We start from the raw sequence: 16,564 nt of genomic DNA, 5'->3' as shown, positions 1-16,564 counted from the left end.
CCGGCCCGATAAGAACCATCCCAACAAAATACGGTGACCCGTAACGCACTAAAAATTGGTAACAAAAAAAGTCCCTGATCGCAGGGACTTTTACATGATCAAAAATAGTTTTGGTTACGATAGTCTTGCAACTGGTTGAGATTCAGTTCTCTTGTGGAACGGAAACGAGTCCGTCTGTAGATAAAGCCGATAAACAAGAACGGTGCTGGCAGCAGAGCGTACCACCAGCGACTGACATGTAACATGGCGATTCGCTGCGTAAAGGTTGGTGAAGGGATGGATTGATCCGCGAGGAGCGGAACAGATCCAATCGGTTTTCCGTCTGCCGTAAATTCCATGCTGCCCACTACGCTGCCTGCCTGCAGCGGCGGTTTGGCTGGAGGATTCAACTTGATTTGCGACTGTATGTTGGGATTGGAACCGGCCGGGTATGTGTAATAGAGATCGGCGCCCGTTTTCACACTTGTCTTTAAATCATCCGTATAATGGATAGCATTGGTACTGACAATTTTGTCTTTGGCAGCTATCTGCCTGGTATTAAAATTGGCGAATCCATAATCAAGCAAAGCCGTTGCATCAAGGCGAATCGCTTGCTTCGTCTGGGCAAACATTAGTGTGCCAATAAGTTCCCGGTCTCCCCGTTTAGCAGAAAATACCATGGTTTGCATCGCCTGATCGGTAAATCCGGTTTTGACCCCGGTAGCACCCTCATAGTTATATAGCATGGGGTTAATGTTGTTGAGTACCGATTCCCATTCTTTTCCGTGCCACGGGCGCGTTTCCGTAGCGACTATTTCGCGGAATTTCGGGTTTTGCATCGCATAGCGGGCGATCAGCGTCATATCATGTGCGGTGGTATAATGCTGCGGATCATGCAAACCGTTCGGAGTGACGAAATGGGTGTTGGTAGCACCGAGTTCTTTCGCTTTTTGATTCATCATATCGGCAAACTTTTCCACCGATCCGGCTACATGTTCAGCGATCGCAATGGCTGCGTCGTTGCCTGAATTGAGCAGCAAGCCGTACAGCATATTTTCCATCGATTGCGTTTCGCCTTCCACTAAATAAATTCGGTTTCCTTCCTGTTCGGTGGCCCGTTTTGATGTTACCACTTGCTCATCGAGTTTCGAATTTTCGAGAGCGAGAATGGCTGTCATAATCTTTGTTATAGATGCCGGATACAGCCTCTCGTTTTCATTTTTGGAATAGAGGACTTGACCCGATTTGAGGTCGATCAGAAAACCGCTTTCTGATTGAATCGAAGGTGCCGGTTCAGCGGCAAAAGCAAACAGCGGCAGCATGGTAACAATCAGCAACAGAGCAAGCACCCAGATAATCAGTTTACGCATCATTGTTAAAAACACTCCAAGATTTAATTATTAAACAACATTTGCCGTACATATTTTGGGACATGCTTATTTTATTATGGTTTATTGGAATTTGCAATGAAACTTTACAGAACCTGTCTCTATCGGTATACTGTAGTACAACTTCATATATTCCTTCGGGGCAGGGTGAGACGCATGTCAATTCCCGACCGGTGGTAATGCGCGCAGTCTTTATTGATCGATAGGTGCGTCAGTCCACGAGCCGTTCACGCTAAGCGGGAAGGCAGGAGTTTGGTGAGATTCCAACACCGACGGTACAGTCCGGATGAAAGAAGGAGACGGAGAGGCATGAATCCATTCACGCCTCTACTCGGTTTATGTCCGAATGGACGACCCGATTTGCAACAAAGTGCCCTGAAGTGCTGTCTTCAGGGCTTTATTTTTTGAATCAGGCTGAGATTTGTTCTGCGGGAGGTGAGCGCTTGACCGATCGTGAGTATATGCAGCTTGCCATTCAACTGGCGTCTGCAACAGGTGGGCGGACATGGCCGAATCCGATGGTGGGGGCTGTGGTGGTGAACCAGAATCGGATTGTTGGAATGGGCGCTCATCTAAAAGCGGGCGAGCCGCATGCGGAAGTGCATGCGCTGCGGATGGCGGGCGAACTGGCAAAAGGAAGCACAATTTACGTCACGCTTGAACCATGCAGCCATCATGGGAAAACGCCGCCCTGTGCCGATCTGGTCATTGAATCGGGCGTCAGCCGGGCAGTCGTTGCGATGCTCGACCCCAACCCACTTGTGGCGGGAAGGGGAGTCGAGCGGATTCGGCAGGCGGGCATCCAGGTGGAAATTGGCATATTGGAAGCGGAATCGCGTATGCTCAACGAAGTATGGCTCTGTTCGATTACCCGGAGGCGGCCGTTCGTCTGGCTGAAAGCGGCCATGACTTTGGATGGCAAGATCGCCTCCCATAGCGGGGATAGCAGATGGATAACAAACGAGGAATCCCGTCTATTTGTCCATCGCATGCGAAACCAGGCAGACGCGATACTGGTGGGGAGAAACACGGTGTGTGCCGATGATCCCCAGCTCACGACCCGACTGCCGGAAGGCGGCCGCAATCCGATTCGTGTTGTGTTGGACCGCCGTTTGCAGATCCGGGAAAACGCAAACGTGTTCAACGGCGAAGCGCCAACGATTGTGGTCTGCGGTCCGGAAGCCGATCCGGCAAAAAAGGAAAGACTGCATAGTAAACAGATTGATATTGTGCAGGTTGATGTACAAAACGGTCAACTTGATCTTATGCAGACGCTTGACGCCCTGCATAAACGTCAGATCTCGCTGCTTTTGGTGGAGGGCGGCAGCCAGGTGCACGGGTCATTTTTAGAGAGTCGGCTGTTTGACAAAATGACGATGTTTATCGCTCCTAAACTGATAGGAGGGAGCGGACCTTCGCCGGTTGCCGGAACCGGATTCAGCAAAATGGCAGAAGCGGTCGAACTCAATCGGATTGACATTCAAATGTTTGGAAGTGATTTGGCGATAACAGGATATCCTGTTTGGAAGGGGTGAAAACAAGTTGTTCACCGGGATTATTGAAGAAGTGGGGCGAGTGGCTCGAATCCGTTCATCCGGTCACGCCATACAGTTAGCCATTCAAGCCGCGAAAGTGGTGGAAGACGTTCAGTTAGGCGACTCGATATCGGTCAACGGTGTCTGTTTGACAGTTACAAAGTTCACCGCTGACGGTTTTGAAGCGGATGTAGTTCCCGAAACGATGCGCCGTACGTCTTTAAGAACCCTCCAAGTGGGCAGCCCGGTAAATTTGGAACGGGCGATGCAAATGGGAGGTCGCTTCGGGGGACATATCGTGTCTGGCCACATTGACGGGGTGGGGACGATCGTATCGATTGGCCGGGAAGACAATGCGCGTCTGCTTCAGATTGAAGCGCCGCCGGAAATCATAAAATATATCGTGCCAAAAGGATCGATTACGATTGACGGAATCTCCTTGACCGTAATGGATCGCCAGCCGGATTGTTTTCGTGTATCGATCATTCCGCATACGGGTGAAATGACCAATTTGTCTGCCAAAAAAATTGGCGATCCGGTCAACCTGGAATGTGACATCATTGGCAAATATGTGGAACGGTTTCTGGAAGCGCGGTTCGCTCCGGCAGCCAAATCAGGCCCAACGATAACAGTCGATTTTTTAAGGGAAAACGGTTTTACCGACTAGGGGGGGGTTCCATGTTTCATACAATCGAAGAAGCGTTAGAGGATTTGAAACAGGGGAAAGTGATTATTGTTGTGGATGATGAGGACCGTGAGAATGAAGGGGATTTTGTCGCATTGGCCGAAAAAGCGACACCAGACGTGATTAATTTTATGATCACATACGGACGTGGTCTGGTCTGCGTTCCTATCACAGAGGAACGAGCCCAAAAATTGGATTTGCAACCGATGGTCAACCGCAACACGGACCAGCACGGGACCGCCTTTACCGTTTCAGTGGACGGAAAGGAAACGACGACAGGAATTTCCGCCTTCGAGCGGGCGGTAACAGTAGCCGCTTTGATAGACTCGAACAGCGGAGCGGATGATTTTAAACGTCCGGGTCATATTTTTCCTTTAATCGCAAGGGAAGGTGGCGTATTGCGGCGCGCCGGGCATACGGAGGCGGCAATCGATTTGGCGAAATTATGCGGTTCCTACCCGGCAGGCGTCATCTGTGAAGTGTTGAAACAGGACGGCACGATGGCCCGGGTGCCCGATTTGCTGGAAATTGCCCGGCAGCATCAGTTGAAAATGATCACGATCGAAGAATTGATCCGCTATCGAAAATCGCGCGAAGTGCTGGTCGCGAGAGCGGCGAGCGCCAAACTTCCGACCGATTTTGGCGATTTCCAAGCAGTCGTTTATACGAATTCGGTGGATGACAAGGAACATGTAGCGTTGATAAAAGGCGAGATAGATCCCTCTCAACCGGTCATGGTTCGCGTTCATTCCGAATGCATGACAGGCGATGTATTCGGTTCCCACCGTTGCGATTGCGGTCCACAACTGCATGCGGCGCTGCGCCAGATTGAGGAAAACGGGTCCGGAGTTTTGCTGTATATGCGGCAGGAGGGTCGCGGCATCGGACTTATCAACAAAATCCGCGCATATGAGCTGCAGGAGAAGGGATACGATACGGTAGAAGCGAATGAAAAATTAGGTTTTGCAGCCGATTTGCGAGATTACGGCATCGGCGCGCAAATCCTGCGTGATTTGGGGGTTCGCGAACTCCGTTTGTTGACTAACAACCCACGCAAAATTCGCGGTCTGGAAGGACACGGATTGAAAATCGCCGAACGGATTCCGCTTCAAATGGAATCGAATCCGTACAACATCAAATATCTCAATTCCAAGAAAAGCAAACTGGGTCACATGCTGAACCTTTGATTGCAAGGGAGTTGTAAAACAGGAGGCAGGAATACAATGGCACAAGTGTTCGAAGGAAATTTGATTGGCACAGGACTTAAGATCGGAATTGTGGTGGGGCGTTTCAACGAATTTATCTCGTCGAAATTGCTGTCCGGCGCGCTCGATGCGTTAAAACGGCACGGGGTGGATGAAGACGCTGTGTCTGTCGCCTGGGTTCCCGGCGCATTTGAGATTCCGCTGATTGCGCAAAAAATGGCCGCAAGCAACAAATACGACGCGGTAATTACATTGGGGGCCGTGATTCGCGGATCCACCCCTCATTTTGATTATGTTTGCGCGGAAGTCTCCAAAGGCGTGGCGTCTGTTTCTTTGAAAACAGGAGTTCCGACCATTTTTGGCGTTTTAACGACCGATACGATTGAACAGGCAATCGAACGGGCGGGAACAAAAGCGGGCAACAAAGGCTGGGAAGCAGCTGCTACCGCGATTGAAATGGCTAACCTGACCAAGAGAATCGGCTGAACGACAGATGAGTGTTTGGATGGAGGGGGCCTGTTATGAATGTTGACTTCTCCTTGTTCCGAAAAACGAGACTGATTTGGAAAAAAAGATCTCCGATTCAAACCGTGTATGTCTACCAAAAAGGATCGGTCCGCTATATGCGATTTGCCAGTGAAAGTTGGCAAGGGGCGCTGGACATGAAGAACAAAGAAAAACTATTGTTCCCATACCAGCGCTTTTTTCTTGCCTATCGGGCCTGGATGCCCAACGTCCGTTCCTTTTTGTCGTTAGGTGTGGGTACGGGAACGGCGATTCGGTCCATCCGGCGACTCCATCCGGATGCCCGAATTGTCGGTGTCGATTTGGATGAAGCCGTATTGGAGGCGGCCGTCAAATATTTTGAATGTCCGTGCGATCAGCAAACCGAACTGCACGCGATGCATGGACGGGCATTTTTGGAATCGACGGCAGAGCGGTTTGATCTTGTTTTTCTGGATACATACGACTCTTTCTCGATTCCCAAATCGATGCGGACTGTCCAATCTTTTCAGTCGATTTATCAGGTGTTACAGGAAAATGGGCTGTTGGTTGTGAATGTAATAGGTACATTAAAGGGACCGATGGACAGTCCGTTTAAAACAACTTTAAAAACCGTCCAGGAAGTGTTTCCTGACGTATGGGTGTTGCCTGTTTCCCGATGGTCGCGATTCGAACAGAACATTCTGCTGATCGCACGCAAGCGAAAACCGGGCGATTTTCTGTCCGATGTTCCGGTCCATGAGGATTCTCTGTCTCCCGAGGTGGCAAAACTGGTTCACCAAATTTATTCGGAGTCAATCCCGACAGAGGATATACAAGCGGAGTACGATTAGCAGCCGTTATCTGTTGGCGTTTTAACGCCTGTGTTATAATGGTGACGATCTTTGTGTGGTTGGAAAGGAGCTGTTCGTTTGTTCAATTTTGATTGGCAGCGGATTCTGTTCATGAGCATTGCGTTTTTGATAGGAGCAGCGGTTCATGAAGCAGCCCACGCCTGGAGCGCGTATCGTTTGGGGGATCCAACTCCAGCCAAAGACGGCCGTTTAACGTTGAATCCGTTTGTCCATATTGATGCGTTCGGTTTTCTTATATTGATTTTAACCGGATTTGGTTGGGCAAAACCGGTAATCACCAATCCTTCCATGTTTCGCGGCAACCGCCGTTTCGGAATGCTGCAGGTCGCAATTGCGGGTCCGATTGCCAATTTGCTTTTGGCGGCGCTGTTCGCTTTGATTGCGCAGGCAGGGATCCCTTATTTTAATTTTGAATCGCCCATTGTATTTTATGTAGTCTATATCAATGTGCTGTTGTTTGTATTTAACCTGATTCCCTTGTATCCGCTTGACGGGGAGAAAGTGTTGCGGTCGATTGTGCCGATTCGGCAGTTGGGCTTTTTTTACAAAATGGAAACATACGGCCCGTACATCATTTTGTTGCTTGCGTTTACCGGCCTGATTCGTTTCATTTATCCTCTGATTTACGGCGTAATGAGAGTACTGGGAGTTCCGATCGTATGAACGCAGAATATCTTGTCCGTTTGGAATCGTTTGAAGGGCCGCTGGATTTGCTTTTGCATTTGGTGGAAAAAAATGAAATGGATATCTACAATATCCCGATTGCCGAAATTACCGACCAGTATATGCAATATATTCATGCGATGCAGGAACTGCGGCTGGACTTCGCGTCTGAATTTCTGGTAATGGCGGCGACCCTTTTGGCAATCAAAAGTTCCATGCTGCTGCCAAAACCGGAGCCGTTGGAATTGGACGATGTATACGACCTGCTGGAAGAAACAGCAGATCCACGCCAACTGCTGATGGAACGGCTGATTGAGTACAAGCGGTTCAAACATTTGGCTGCCGAACTGCAAACCATGGCGACTCACCGTAGCAGCGTGTTCACAAGGAGTCCGGTTGATCTGTCCGGGTATATCCCGCACGAAGAACCAAATCCCCTGCAGGGCGTTTCCTTGTATGACCTGCTTGACGCTTTTCGGATGGCTCTGACAAACGCTGTTGCAGAAGATCCGGTCGCTCATATCCGGCGTGACGAAATTTCCGTTAAAGATCGGATTGAGGAAATTTTGACCCTGCTCCGTTTCAATCAAGGCCAAACTTCTTTTTCCACGCTTCTGTCCCAATACGGGCGGCGTTCCGAGATTGTGGTTACGTTCATGGCCGTGTTGGAATTGATGAAAACCAGACAAGTTCGTTGTATGCAGGATGGGTTGTTTGCGGAAATTGTCATCCAACTTGTATGATGAGCGGATGGTGACGTGGAGTGGTGAACCTGTTTATGGATTACAAAGAGGTAAAATCGATTATTGAAGGACTGCTGTTCGTTTCGGGCAGCGAGGGAATGGAAGCGAAACAGATCGCAGAGATCATCGAAATTGATGTGGAGGAAGCGGTTGACATCTGTCACGACCTGGCGGCCGATTTTCGGCGAGAGGGAAGAGGGCTGCAAATTGTCGAAGTGGCGGGCACATTTCAGATGACCACCTTGCCGGAACATGCCCCCTATTTTGAAAAATTGGCTTATCAGCCCCAACAGGCTTCCCTTTCGCAAGCGGCACTTGAAACACTTGCAATTATCGCCTATAAACAACCGATTACCCGTTCTGAAATTGAAGAGATTCGCGGCGTCAAAAGCGAACGGGGCATCAACAATCTGATGGCCAAGAAGCTGATTCAGGAGGTCGGGCGTACAGAAGGGCCGGGAAGGCCGATTCTGTATGGCACCACAAAAGAATTTCTCGATTATTTTGGACTTGGCTCTTTGAAAGAACTGCCGCCGCCTCCTTCCTTTCTGCCGCAGGACGTTTTGGAAGAAGAGCGGCTGTTATTCGACCAACGGTCAATTTTTACGGACACAGCGGGAGAATCGTCCTCCCATGAACCGGAAGAATAAGAGGCGTGTGATATGTTAGGCAATGAAGTAAAGACATCCATGTGAGGAGACTTTACTTCTTTTATTTTTTGTGACCGTATAACACCTTTTCATAATTAGTTAACAGTTTTCTAAGAATTTTTTCCAGCGCGGTCATAGAATGTTTATATTTCTCCTCTATTATAAAGCCATGCGGCCGGGTAAGCCGTAAAAACGGAGTGAGGAGATGAAAGGTATGAAACAAAGCAAGAATCTCAGGATGGGGATGTGGATTCCAGTTGTAATGTAAGGCACGTTGATCACCTCGACTTCTTTAGGTGCAGCAGCATCGGCCTTTGCTGCTGAAAATACGGATTCCACTGCCGTTGTTTAACCTAGCAACCAACAAAGTGCCGCTGCAACTTCTGTACAAAGCGACGCTGCGAAAGAGGATCAACCGGCGGCCAATGGACCAGTTACCATTCTCGCCAATGATGGGAACGGAGCTCCAGCGGCGGTAACTACTCAACCGTCCGGCAGCCAACAACCCGCAAATGAACAATCTACGGATCCATCTGTGACTAAAGATTCTTCCGCAACTGCAGGGACCAAAAACAATTTTTCTGACACCGAAGAGGAAACTAAACATCAACTTAAAAAGGAACAACATCAAGTAAATAGCTACAATTGGGTTGTCGATACTTACAAGAAACTTACTGGTGAATATTTAAACTTAATAGATGACTATCAGCTCTATATCAAAAATTTAACGTCTACAGGGACAAATACTTCTAAAACGCCGGAGATTCAGTGGCAACAAATGTAACAACCGACACGACAGGTTCTGCTCAAACTGCGAGCGCTACTGTTAATCCACAGGCGATGCAGTAACCGGCCCTGGGTAAAGTGTTGAAGTAACCCCTGGCTTTCTCCAAGTGGACTACATACACTTGTAGGCTGAACGCACATGAATGACGAACATCGGAAAGCCGTATGAGGGAAAACCTCACGTACGGTTTGATGAGGAGGGGCTGGATACCCAGCCCTTTACTCTAGCATTTTTGTTTTCGTACGTATGTACAGGCGGTTCACGGGGTAAAGTAACAGGGAATTATTGGGTGCGTGAGGTGAGGGGTATGAACTGGCTGTGGACAGTTTTGATCGGATTGGCAGCTGCTCTATTGCTGCTTTTTTTGTTGCTTTTGCTGATTCCTCTGCAAGTTCATATTCAGTATTCGAGAAACGGGCGGGATGATCAATTGACCGTTCAATTTCAGGCGCTGTTTGGGTTGTTTACATACAAGATAGAGTCCTCTGCGGTTGATTTAATCGTATCGTTAAAAGAAAAATCAAAAATAAAGGCAAACGGGAATACCGACGCACGGGTAGCAGGCCAATCAACCGAAACCGCTGAATCTGCCGAAGCAATCGAATCGTCACAACCGACCCGATTAGCGGAAACGGTTTCGCAAGACGGCAAACACGCAGTCGATCTGCCGTTTGAAAGATTGCAAAAGTCCTTTCAAATCTATCGAGAACTGACTGAACATCTACACACGTTTCACCAAAAGCTTCGGCAACTTACGAAAGTGTTTCGGGTCGTCGAGATGAATTGGAAAACTGATTTGGGAACGGGAGACGCTGCTCTGACAGGTATGGCCACCGGGGTTGTCTGGGGACTGAAAGGGACTTTGCTCGGCATTATCTCCGGCCTCTTTTCGTTTCGTTCACAACCTCATTTGTCGGTGTATCCCCATTTTAACAAAGAATTGCTGCGCACAGAGGTGGATTGCATAATCCGCTTTTGGCTCGGGCAGGCTATTGTCGCAGGCATCCAAATGGGGATTTATATGCTGAGGGAGGGAAAAAAATCATGGCGGATCATCCGATCCAAGGTTTGATGCAAACAGCAATGGAAAACATCAAACAAATGATAGATGTCAATACCATTATTGGCGACGCTGTGGAAACACCGGACGGCAGCGTGATATTGCCCATTTCAAAAGTGGGATTCGGTTTTGCAGCAGGCGGCAGCGAATTCGAAATGGACAGCCAGGACAGCGGACTCCCCTTCGGGGGTGGAGCAGGCGGCGGCGTTTCGATTACGCCGGTCGGGTTTTTGGTAGTCGCACAAGGTCAGGTCAAATTGCTTTCTTCCGAAGCTCCCAACCAATTGTATGAACGGATCATTGATATGGCGCCGCAAGTGTTTGATAGAATCCAATCGATGATCGGGAATAAACCGAATCAAATGCAGCAGCAGCAAAACATGAATCAGATGCCGATGCATACACAGCAGCCGATGCCCAATATGCAGTAAGCCTTGTAATCGCCGCTGTACGACATACTCCGGGTGAACTGCAGCGCTTCTTCGGAATATAGCGGTATTTGTGTGACGTGCAGGATCTCCCCGGCAGGGGTTCCGTGCACGTCTTTTTTTAACAGCTTAGAAAGTATAAAAATGTGATATTCCATCACCATTTTTATACTTTCGGCTGTCGAAAAAGGCTTCCTCTATTAAACGCCACTTTTTTCTTGAATATGCTTCGGTAGAAGCCTTTTTTATTGTCACGTCGTTAGATTATCAGACACGTCTCGTGCTGGAGGAAGAGATTTTGGCTATTTTAAAAGAACAGAGTAAAACGGTCGTATTAGTTACGCATGATATTGGAGAAGCAATTGCAATGTCGGATCGGGTCGTCGTTATGAGCAAACGGCCTGCTACAGTAAAAAGAATCTATGAAGTGGGTCTGGCCTCTCAACACGGGTCGGGTCTGAAAGCCCGTTCAGACATCCGCTACAATGAATTTTTTGACAGCATTTGGACGGACCTTGACATTCAAATCGGGAGGGGTGCCTGATGGGAAAAGCACAAGAAAAGCTACTGGACTTTAACGCCCAGAAGGGGAAGGCCAAAAACGGTTTCCTCTTTTTTAGAAACACAAAATCACTTGATCATATCCAAACCTATTTTTGGAGAATCTTGGTGGTTGTTGGACTTATGGGGACCTGGGAAATGAGCGCCCGGTTTAAACTGATCAACTCGTTTCTCATGGGTTCACCATCCGGAATTTGGGACTCCACCGTTCGAATGCTGCAAAGCGGTCAATTATTCACTGACACCCAAGCGACCGTATTTGCTACTTTAATCGGATTTGTCTTAGGAAGTTTACTCGGATCGTTGGTAGGGCTGTTACTGTGGTATTCAGGTCTTGTGGCACGCATTCTGGATCCGTTCGTGGTCGCGCTCAATGGTGTTCCCAAAATCGCACTGGCCCCGATGATCATTATCTGGTTCGGATCGGGTATCTACTCCAAAATCGTTCTGGCCACGGACTTGGACACATGGTATTCGTAGCCGGAAATCTGTTTAACTTGAACTCTGTTTGGGTTGGGGTTCTGACACTTATGGCAGTAGCCCTTTGCTTATATGCGATTGTCGGTTGGCTTGAATCACGCTTATTACCGTGGAATTCAAAGAACGAACTGGCTAAGACAAAAATCGGAGCCTAGCAGACTACCGTTAAACCATCTCCAAAAATATTACTACACTACTAAAAAGAATCGAGGGAGCCAGATCATGTCTAACATTACGAATCGAAAACGCGGAATTTTGTTCAGTGTCCTTTTGAGCATCCCATTTTTGCTTACGGCATGCGGAGGTACATCGTCAAACACGGCGAAACCGGAGTCGGTCAGCAAAACGAAGAACGTAATGGTGACCGAAGCTTTCCACTCCCTGCTATATCTCCCGTTATATGTAGGCAACAAGCAAGGTTTCTTTGATCAGAACGGCATTCATATTACATCCATCCGAGCGGCAGGCAGCGGTCCTACCGCACTGGCTTCCGTATTATCCGGAGAGGCGCAATTCTCTGTACACGGTCCTGAACATGTCGCGTTCGCACGTGACAAAGGCGGTGATGCACGGGCCGTGAGCGCGGTTGCAAACAGTGCACCGGTTTGGATCCTTGCAAAAGAGGGTGTAAAAATCGATTCTGCCAGAGATTTTCGGGGGAAAAAAATAGTGGTCGGTCTCGCTCCCGGGACGTCGAATACCCTTCTTAAACTTCTTTTGTCAAAGAATAATATTGATTTGAAAGACGTAACTATTACAGAAGTTCAGAACGGATCAGAACTCGGACCTGTCCTCGCCGGACAAGCCGATATTGCGGTCGCCTATGAACCGCAAGTGGATCAAGGGGTCGCCCAGGGATTAAAGATTGTGTATCAGTTTACAAATGATTACCCTGATTATGCATTCTCAACGGTAAACACATCGCAAGCTTTGATAGAAAAAGATCCTGACCTTGTGAAAAAATTTGTTCTCTCGGTGCAAGAGTCACTTGACTATATGCATAAGGATCCCGACAAGGCAAAGGAAATTGCGCGCAAGGAGTTCCCTGACCTGAGCCCTGATGTAGTCAATCAGGCCGTACAACGAATGATTGACAGCAATGTATATCCCAAGACCTCACTCGTAAATGAGGCGGCGTTTAAGAATGCCATGGATGTGCAAACGTTTGTAGGAAACCTCAAGAAGGATGTTTCCTATACAGATATCGTAAACCCAAGTTTTGCAAAGTGACATATGATGATGCAATCTCAAAATTGTGTTCGGGAGGGAGTGCGATGGGCTTTACAGTGTTAGGTTTGCAATGCGGCCCTTATGAAATGTTAGGTTCTTATGTGTATAGAATGGAAGCACTCGGTCGTCATCTTGATCGTGAACTCCAAAATGGATCAGCTGATCTCGTGGTATTTCCCGAACTGATGACGGTCCCCTATAAATGCGGAACGTATGATGATTCGTTTTTTGACATGGCGGAGCCCCTGGATGGACCGACATTGGAATGGCTCTCAAAGAAAGCAAGAAATTATCAGACTGCAATTGTCGGGACTCTCTTTGAACGCGAAACGATCGGGTCGGAGAATCGTTATTTTAACACGGCAGTGATTGTCTCTCCGGAGGGAGATTTGGTCGGAAAGTATAGAAAGACGCATATTCCAAAGGTTTGCCTTCCGACACTTCATGTAGATGAAACCTATTACTTTTCGGCTGGAGAAGAACTTCCCGTTTTCGTGGTTCAGGAAAGGAAAATTGGAATCCTCATTTGCTATGATCGGTCTTTTCCGGAAGCTGCCCGTACACTTGCAGTTCAAGGAGCCGAGTTAATTGTGATCCCGACGGCAGCCGGCGGGATAGACCGCGCGGGTATGTGGATTGCCGAATGTGCCGCCCGTGCCAGAGAAAATGGTGTTTTCGTTATGGGGGTAAACCGGGGAGGAGACGAACGTTATATTGCCAATGATAGTACAGAGAAAATCACTCACTACTTTGGAATGACCGCTGCCTTTGATCCGCGAGGAGAAGCGCTCGGTCCCGCTCTTGACAATCGTTCCTGGACATCGTTACGTGTCGATTTGGACTTCAGTCAAATTGAAACGAATCGATCAGGTTTAAATTTTCTGCGAGACTATCGTCCGGAACTTTATCGGCGTTACGATGCAAATTGCAACACGAATGCCTTTTCGGATACGTTTCCGGCCGATATTCCAAAGGATCGGATTAACGGTTTGCCGGTTTATGATCTTCGCAAGCAATTGAATACACTTCGCAATTTTTCCCTGCATAGGGAAACGGAACCACTCTTTACACCAAGAGGTGAACAATAGTGATTAGCGGACAACCGTTGCATGATCTTTCCATATTTGAAGCATCCCAACTTATCAGAGACAGACAAATTTCTCCGATCGAACTGACGAAATCATTACTGAAACGCATAGATGAAGTGGAGGATCAGGTTCACGCCTGGGTAACTGTGATGTATGAAGAAGCTCTGCGTTCCGCTCAAGCAGCTGAAGAAGACATCTCGCGCGGTATGGTTAGGGGACCCCTTCATGGAATTCCTTACGGTGCCAAGGATATTTATTATACGGCTGGAATTCGCACCACCGGGGGATCAAAAGTAGAGCCTGATTTTATTCCATCCTCAGATGCAACGGTGATCACGAAACTCCATACAGCAGGAGCGGTTCTTCTCGGTAAGACCACTACAACTGAATATGCCTTTCTCGGAGGAGCGCCTCATACCCGAAATCCATGGAATCTCAACCATACTCCTGGTGGATCAAGTGCCGGCTCTGCGGCTGCTGTGGCTGCATCTATGGCTCTGTTCACGCTTGGCACGCAGACAGCGGGTTCCCTCTCTCGTCCCGCTGCTTATAACGGGCTCACAACACTTAAGCCTACTTATGGGCGAATTAGCCGTGTGGGCATTATGGCTCTCAGTTGGAGCCTTGATCATGCAGGCGCGATTACAAGGACTGTTAAGGATACCGCGATTGTTCTAAGCACAATGGCAGGCAAGGACCCGGCTGATCCAACCACCCTATCCGCACCTGTACCAGATTATACCCTCGCGCTGGGTCAGGACATCAAGGGTATGGTATTGGGGGTGCCAGAGACCTTTTTCTTTGACGGCATAGACCCTGAACTTATGAAAGCAATGAGAGCCGCTTTGCAAGTCTTTCAGGATCTTGGCGCTTGCATCATCCCCGTTAAATTGCCTTTCTCTTTTGAGGATGCGAATGTGGCACACTGGATTGTCATGCGAACGGAGGCAGCCGCTTATCATCAGGATTTCTACAAAAAATACGCGGACAGGTATGGCCCAAGTATCCGTGAAGCTCTTGAATTGGGGCAATTAACGCCTGCTGTCGATTATCTTCGCGCCCAACGAATCCGTAATATCTATCGGGAGGAGTTGCTTGATTTACTCCAGCAGGTGGACGCTTTGATCACACCGACTGCCCCGGGCCCTGCTCCCGAGGGAATTGCGGCTACCGGCACACCCGTTTTTAATGTTCCATTTACATGCGCCGGAGTCCCAACGTTAAGCATTCCGATAGGGTTCACTTACGATTTGGGGCTTCCGCTTGGTTTACAACTCGTTTCTCGTCCGTTGTCGGAAGAACTATTGATTACATTGGGGGACGCCTATCAAACTGTGACCAATTGGCACCAGATGCGTCCGCAAATAAAAGATGGATGACCCCCAACTTCATAAAATGAAATCGGAACGTCAGTTGATTAATAACCGGTTTAGACAGTCTTCTTCACTGTGCTAAACCTTTTTTGCTTTGATTTGGCGAAAGCCAAGTTTTCTTTATTGTTTGTCCTAGAGAAAGACGGGCCTGCATATACCTTAGATGAATGAGGACAGCAGGAGGGTTGTCATGAAATCGCGTCTGTTTACCATTATTTCGGTCGTACTGATGTTGGTTCTGTCGGTTCCGGCAAATTCATTTGCGGCTCCCGAATGGGATCCGAATAAATTTGTCAATGAAGTGCCCGTTTCAGCCGAAACTGCTGCCGTGATTGATGTGCAGACAGGCCGCATATTATACGGCAAAGACATGAACAAAAAAATGCGGATTGCAAGCCTCACCAAAATCATCACAGCCATCGTCGCCATCGAATCCGGCAAGCTGGAGGACACCGTCACCGTTTCCCCGAATGCGTACGGTGTAGAAGGTTCATCCATTTATTTGGCGCTTGGTGAAAAACAGAAACTGAAAGATTTGGTGTATGCCATCATGCTTCGTTCCGGCAATGACGCAGCGACTGCCGTAGCCGAGTATGTGGGCGGCGGGTCGGTCAAAAAGTTTACCGATATGATGAACCGAAAGGTAAAGGAGCTGGGATTAACGGGAACGCATTTTGCCAATCCGCACGGGCTGGATGATGATGCCCATTATTCAACGGCACACGATATGGCCGTATTGACCGCTTATGCATTGCGCAACCCGGTGTTTGCTGAAATTGTCAAGACGAAAGTAAAACGGATTCCTTGGGAAGGCAAAGAATGGGATCGGGTCATGCGAAACAAAAACAAAATGCTGTTCCGCTATCAGGGAGCTGACGGGGTAAAAACCGGTTACACCAAAAAAGCGGGGCGCTGCTTGGCAACCAGCGCCAGCAGAGATGGTCGGCAACTGGCTGTGATCGTACTAAATGACGGAAACGATTGGGATGATTCTGCCAAACTGCTTGATTACGGATTTTCTACCTACGATTTTAAATCCCTGAAAGCGAATCAAACGATCAGTACGCTGCCTGTCAAGTATGGAAAATTAGCACAAGCGGAGGTTGTCACACAGGCCGATTTTCGTTATCCCTTGCGTCCGGAGGAACGGCAGGCAGTCAAACAGGAAATCGATTTGCCAAAACAGTTGAAAGCGCCCATCCAAAAAGGCCAGAAAGTGGGAACTATCAATTTTTATCTGAACGGGCAAAAAATCGGATCGGTCGCTCTCGTCGCGAATCTATCGGTCGATGAAATCAGTTTTATGGAGAAAATCAAACTGTTGTTTGCTGGACTTTTCACGTCATGAGAG

General features: G+C 48.3%; 18 protein-coding genes and 1 riboswitch. Of the genes, 17 read left to right on the top strand and 1 reads right to left on the bottom strand.

Going from position 1 to position 16,564, the window contains the following annotated elements; translation table 11 throughout:
• Positions 1-98: 98 nt before the first annotated feature.
• Complete coding sequence (locus skT53_RS03990; protein ID WP_200759879.1) at positions 99-1,352, bottom strand: D-alanyl-D-alanine carboxypeptidase family protein; 1,254 nt, start codon at positions 1,350-1,352, stop codon at positions 99-101.
• 144 nt (positions 1,353-1,496) lie between these two features.
• A riboswitch (FMN riboswitch) is annotated at positions 1,497-1,669 on the top strand.
• Between the two features lie 159 nt (positions 1,670-1,828).
• Here skT53_RS03990 and ribD point away from each other — a divergent pair.
• The 17 genes from ribD (at position 1,829) to skT53_RS03905 (ending at position 16,561) form a co-directional block, all read left to right on the top strand.
• Positions 1,829-2,902 carry a bifunctional diaminohydroxyphosphoribosylaminopyrimidine deaminase/5-amino-6-(5-phosphoribosylamino)uracil reductase RibD gene (gene ribD / locus skT53_RS03985; protein ID WP_404828951.1) on the top strand — a complete coding sequence of 358 codons (1,074 nt, stop codon included), beginning with the start codon at positions 1,829-1,831 and terminating at the stop codon, positions 2,900-2,902.
• A gap of 7 nt (positions 2,903-2,909) precedes the next feature.
• Complete coding sequence (locus tag skT53_RS03980; protein ID WP_200759877.1) at positions 2,910-3,569, top strand: riboflavin synthase; 660 nt, start codon at positions 2,910-2,912, stop codon at positions 3,567-3,569.
• An 11-nt stretch (positions 3,570-3,580) separates the two neighbouring features.
• On the top strand, positions 3,581-4,774 hold the full coding sequence (locus skT53_RS03975) for a bifunctional 3,4-dihydroxy-2-butanone-4-phosphate synthase/GTP cyclohydrolase II (RefSeq protein WP_200759876.1): 1,194 nt from the start codon (positions 3,581-3,583) through the stop codon (positions 4,772-4,774).
• Positions 4,775-4,810: 36 nt separating this feature from the next.
• A complete protein-coding gene (gene ribH, locus skT53_RS03970; protein ID WP_200759875.1) occupies positions 4,811-5,278 on the top strand; it encodes a 6,7-dimethyl-8-ribityllumazine synthase in 468 nt (155 codons plus the stop codon).
• Between the two features lie 35 nt (positions 5,279-5,313).
• On the top strand, positions 5,314-6,129 hold the full coding sequence (locus skT53_RS03965; RefSeq protein WP_200759874.1) for a spermidine synthase: 816 nt from the start codon (positions 5,314-5,316) through the stop codon (positions 6,127-6,129).
• A 78-nt stretch (positions 6,130-6,207) separates the two neighbouring features.
• Positions 6,208-6,813 (top strand): site-2 protease family protein, encoded by a 606-nt coding sequence (locus skT53_RS03960; protein WP_200759873.1) that lies wholly within the window; start codon positions 6,208-6,210, stop codon positions 6,811-6,813.
• A complete protein-coding gene (locus tag skT53_RS03955) occupies positions 6,810-7,556 on the top strand; it encodes a segregation and condensation protein A (RefSeq protein ID WP_200759872.1) in 747 nt (248 codons plus the stop codon). Before skT53_RS03960 ends, skT53_RS03955 begins: the two co-directional genes overlap by 4 nt.
• A gap of 35 nt (positions 7,557-7,591) precedes the next feature.
• Complete coding sequence (gene scpB, locus skT53_RS03950; protein WP_200759871.1) at positions 7,592-8,206, top strand: SMC-Scp complex subunit ScpB; 615 nt, start codon at positions 7,592-7,594, stop codon at positions 8,204-8,206.
• 535 nt (positions 8,207-8,741) lie between these two features.
• Positions 8,742-8,990 (top strand): hypothetical protein, encoded by a 249-nt coding sequence (locus skT53_RS03945; RefSeq protein ID WP_200759870.1) that lies wholly within the window; start codon positions 8,742-8,744, stop codon positions 8,988-8,990.
• Between the two features lie 310 nt (positions 8,991-9,300).
• Positions 9,301-10,065 (top strand): DUF2953 domain-containing protein, encoded by a 765-nt coding sequence (locus skT53_RS03940; protein ID WP_200759869.1) that lies wholly within the window; start codon positions 9,301-9,303, stop codon positions 10,063-10,065.
• Entirely contained in the window at positions 10,038-10,484 is a 447-nt protein-coding gene (ytfJ, locus tag skT53_RS03935; protein WP_200759868.1) for a GerW family sporulation protein, read from the top strand. Before skT53_RS03940 ends, ytfJ begins: the two co-directional genes overlap by 28 nt.
• Positions 10,485-10,779: 295 nt before the next feature.
• Entirely contained in the window at positions 10,780-11,025 is a 246-nt protein-coding gene (locus tag skT53_RS03930) for a hypothetical protein (protein ID WP_200759867.1), read from the top strand.
• Complete coding sequence (locus tag skT53_RS03925; RefSeq protein WP_200759866.1) at positions 11,025-11,522, top strand: ABC transporter permease; 498 nt, start codon at positions 11,025-11,027, stop codon at positions 11,520-11,522. The genes skT53_RS03930 and skT53_RS03925 overlap by 1 nt, the downstream gene beginning before the upstream one ends.
• A 222-nt stretch (positions 11,523-11,744) precedes the next feature.
• A complete protein-coding gene (locus tag skT53_RS03920; protein WP_200759865.1) occupies positions 11,745-12,752 on the top strand; it encodes an ABC transporter substrate-binding protein in 1,008 nt (335 codons plus the stop codon).
• 44 nt (positions 12,753-12,796) lie between these two features.
• Positions 12,797-13,840: a carbon-nitrogen hydrolase family protein gene (locus tag skT53_RS03915; RefSeq protein WP_200759864.1), complete on the top strand. Its 1,044-nt coding sequence runs from the start codon at positions 12,797-12,799 to the stop codon at positions 13,838-13,840.
• Positions 13,840-15,219, top strand: coding sequence for an amidase (locus skT53_RS03910; protein WP_226375327.1), 1,380 nt, complete (start codon positions 13,840-13,842; stop codon positions 15,217-15,219). The genes skT53_RS03915 and skT53_RS03910 overlap by 1 nt, the downstream gene beginning before the upstream one ends.
• Positions 15,220-15,403: 184 nt before the next feature.
• On the top strand, positions 15,404-16,561 hold the full coding sequence (locus tag skT53_RS03905; RefSeq protein WP_200759863.1) for a D-alanyl-D-alanine carboxypeptidase family protein: 1,158 nt from the start codon (positions 15,404-15,406) through the stop codon (positions 16,559-16,561).
• Positions 16,562-16,564: the final 3 nt, after the last annotated feature.

It is taken from the genome of Effusibacillus dendaii, assembly GCF_015097055.1.
GTDB classification, from domain to species: Bacteria; Bacillota; Bacilli; order Tumebacillales; family Effusibacillaceae; genus Effusibacillus; species Effusibacillus dendaii.
Note: the sequence above shows the minus strand (reverse complement) of the source record. Positions and strands in the feature narration are given on the sequence as shown.

What these genes read in the sequence shown, in the direction of transcription:
- skT53_RS03975 (WP_200759876.1), top strand. Translation starts at nt 3,581, where the DNA reads ATGTTTCATACAATCGAAGAAGCGTTAGAGGATTTGAAACAGGGGAAA.
- ribH (WP_200759875.1), top strand. Translation starts at nt 4,811, where the DNA reads ATGGCACAAGTGTTCGAAGGAAATTTGATTGGCACAGGACTTAAGATC.
- skT53_RS03920 (WP_200759865.1), top strand. Translation starts at nt 11,745, where the DNA reads ATGTCTAACATTACGAATCGAAAACGCGGAATTTTGTTCAGTGTCCTT.
- skT53_RS03955 (WP_200759872.1), top strand. Translation starts at nt 6,810, where the DNA reads ATGAACGCAGAATATCTTGTCCGTTTGGAATCGTTTGAAGGGCCGCTG.
- skT53_RS03940 (WP_200759869.1), top strand. Translation starts at nt 9,301, where the DNA reads ATGAACTGGCTGTGGACAGTTTTGATCGGATTGGCAGCTGCTCTATTG.
- ytfJ (WP_200759868.1), top strand. Translation starts at nt 10,038, where the DNA reads ATGGCGGATCATCCGATCCAAGGTTTGATGCAAACAGCAATGGAAAAC.
- skT53_RS03965 (WP_200759874.1), top strand. Translation starts at nt 5,314, where the DNA reads ATGAATGTTGACTTCTCCTTGTTCCGAAAAACGAGACTGATTTGGAAA.
- scpB (WP_200759871.1), top strand. Translation starts at nt 7,592, where the DNA reads ATGGATTACAAAGAGGTAAAATCGATTATTGAAGGACTGCTGTTCGTT.
- ribD (WP_404828951.1), top strand. Translation starts at nt 1,829, where the DNA reads ATGCAGCTTGCCATTCAACTGGCGTCTGCAACAGGTGGGCGGACATGG.
- skT53_RS03925 (WP_200759866.1), top strand. Translation starts at nt 11,025, where the DNA reads ATGGGAAAAGCACAAGAAAAGCTACTGGACTTTAACGCCCAGAAGGGG.
- skT53_RS03915 (WP_200759864.1), top strand. Translation starts at nt 12,797, where the DNA reads ATGGGCTTTACAGTGTTAGGTTTGCAATGCGGCCCTTATGAAATGTTA.
- skT53_RS03990 (WP_200759879.1), bottom strand. Translation starts at nt 1,352, where the DNA reads ATGATGCGTAAACTGATTATCTGGGTGCTTGCTCTGTTGCTGATTGTT.
- skT53_RS03905 (WP_200759863.1), top strand. Translation starts at nt 15,404, where the DNA reads ATGAAATCGCGTCTGTTTACCATTATTTCGGTCGTACTGATGTTGGTT.